We start from the raw sequence: 1,540 nt of genomic DNA on the forward strand, positions 1-1,540 counted from the left end.
GACCGAGGGCCCGTCTGTCGCGTCGGGTGTGCGCCGGGTTCCACGGTTCCGGGGGTGACCAGACTCGTCGGGGCAGGAGAAGTAGCTGGTCATCCGGGGTTCGGCAGGGCCGTGAGTCGCTGGATCGCGCCGGTGATGACGTCGGTCCAGGGCCAGTGGGCCGCGAATCTGAGGTGCCTGCGGCGGGCGGTGGTGACGAGCTGGGCGGCGGCGGAGAAGAGGGGAGTCGCAGGCGGCGGGGCTCCCAGAGCCGGGCGGTGCCGGTCAGTGCGAGCATGGGCATCCAGGCGAGCAGGTCGAGGGCGATCTGGACGATCTCCAGCCAGATCTGGTTCTGGGCGGTGTCGTGGAGGGGCAGGTTACGCAGGCCGGTGGCGCGCGCGGCGCGGATGCGGTCCTCAGCCCTTGCGCGCTGGCGGTGCCGTAGTTCGAGCACGGCGATCGGGACGTTCTTGGTGTTTGTGGCGAAGCAAGTCAGGCGCATGCCGTCGGTGTCGGTGAAGCGCAACTGGGCGCCGGGGTGCGGGCGTTCCTTGCGGACGATCAGCCGCATCGCCTTGGGCCAGCCGGTCAGGCAGTCGCCGTCGAGTTCGGCGACCCAGGCGCCGTCGCGGATCTCGCCGTCGGGCTCGACGGCCGGCGTCCAGGCCGATGCCGGGACCTTCAGGACAGCCTGGTGGATGGCGTCGGTGATGGTCATGCCGACCGAGTACGACAGCCACCGGCCGCGGGCGGACAGCCAGTCCACGAACTCGTGGGTGCCCCCGCCCGAGTCGGTGCGGATCAGCGTCTGCCGTCCCCGTCGGTACTTCTTGGGCAGTTGCGCCAGGGCAAGCCGGGCGGCTTCGATGTGGTCGGCCGCGGTGTTGCTGCCCGCGTTCCCGGGCCTGAGCAGCCCGGCCACTGGCTCCCCGGACCCGCCCCGGCCGTGGTCGACGAACGCCATCAGCGGGTGGTGCCCAAACGTCTTCTTCCAGGTCGCGGCCGCATCCTGCTTCTCGGAATGCGCGATCACCAGCACCCCATCCAGGTCCACGACCACCTGCCCAGCCGTGTCCGGCGCTACGTCACCGGCCAACGTCCACACGTATTCGCGGACTTGAGCACGGGCCTGCCGCAGTACGGTCAGCGCCCGCTTCCCGTCCGCTGCCAGCGTGTCGATCAGCCGGGACACCGTCGGATCGGAGGCCACCGGACCGAACACCGACGGTTCGGCCCGCAGCATGCCCACGTCCGCCAGGCAGTCGCCGCCGAGCGCGACCGCGAGCGCCACGTCCAGCAGGACCTTGCCTGGATCATGCACCGCCCGCGGCTTGCGCCACGGCGCCAACGCCGCCGATATCGCCTGATCCAGGCCGGTCTTGCGGACCGTCTCGACCAGCAGCACACCGCCGGCCTGGGAGACCACCCCGCGACCACCGCCTTCGGTACGGACACGCGGGTAGGACCCGATACGCTTCTTCACCTGGAGAGTGCTTCTTTCACGCGACGACCTGGACCCTAGACAAGTCCCATCGTTGCAGGTCAGGAGCACTCTTCG

General features: G+C 70.3%; 1 pseudogene. It reads right to left on the bottom strand.

Annotation, left to right across the window (positions count from 1 at the left end):
* Nucleotides 1-89 precede the first annotated feature (89 nt).
* Nucleotides 90-1,465, bottom strand: a pseudogene (locus FPZ41_RS46460) (IS1380 family transposase).
* Nucleotides 1,466-1,540: the final 75 nt, after the last annotated feature.

Source organism: Streptomyces acidicola (assembly GCF_009377235.1).
Lineage (GTDB): Bacteria > Actinomycetota > Actinomycetes > Streptomycetales > Streptomycetaceae > Streptomyces > Streptomyces acidicola.